The following is a 527-nucleotide window of genomic DNA, read 5'->3' as shown; positions in this document are numbered from 1 at the left end:
CCATTTAGCCGTAGACACTGGCACTCATGAAATCATTGCGGCTGAGTTAAGTTTATCGAATGTCACTGACGGTGAAGCTCTTCCTAATTTACTGAATCAAACTCGTCGTAGAATCAATGAGATATCTGGTGATGGAGCTTACGATACAAGACAATGCTACGAAGCAATACGTATTAAACAAGCTGTTCCACTTATTCCACCGAGAGAAGGTGCTGCTTTTTGGTTACGAGGTCACCCCCGTAATCTGGCGGTAGCTTGCCAGAAATTATACGGCTCAAATAAACATTGGAAAAAGAAGTACGGTTACCATAAACGGTCACTTTCAGAGACGGCTATGTTCCGTGTAAAGACACTGTTTGGTGGGCGATTAAGTTTAAGAAACTATAATGCTCAGGTTGGTGAAACCTACGCCATGATTAAAGCGTTGAATAAGCTCACAGGGTTAGGTATGCCTAAAACGATAGAAATAGCCTAATAATCACCCATACTGGCCGTTTCTATCTGAGATCCAATTAGGAAACAAAGCC

1 protein-coding gene is annotated in these 527 nt (G+C 42.1%); it reads left to right on the top strand.

Annotated elements, in window-relative coordinates; genetic code table 11:
• Positions 1-475: IS5 family transposase (locus AB4585_RS22155; protein ID WP_372170964.1), on the top strand; the 475-nt coding region annotated here is incomplete at its 5' end.
• Between the last annotated feature and the right edge of the window lie 52 nt (positions 476-527).

The organism is Vibrio sp. 10N.222.49.C9 (assembly GCF_041474985.1).
Taxonomy (GTDB): domain Bacteria; phylum Pseudomonadota; class Gammaproteobacteria; order Enterobacterales; family Vibrionaceae; genus Vibrio; species Vibrio crassostreae_C.
Note: the sequence above shows the minus strand (reverse complement) of the source record. Positions and strands in the feature narration are given on the sequence as shown.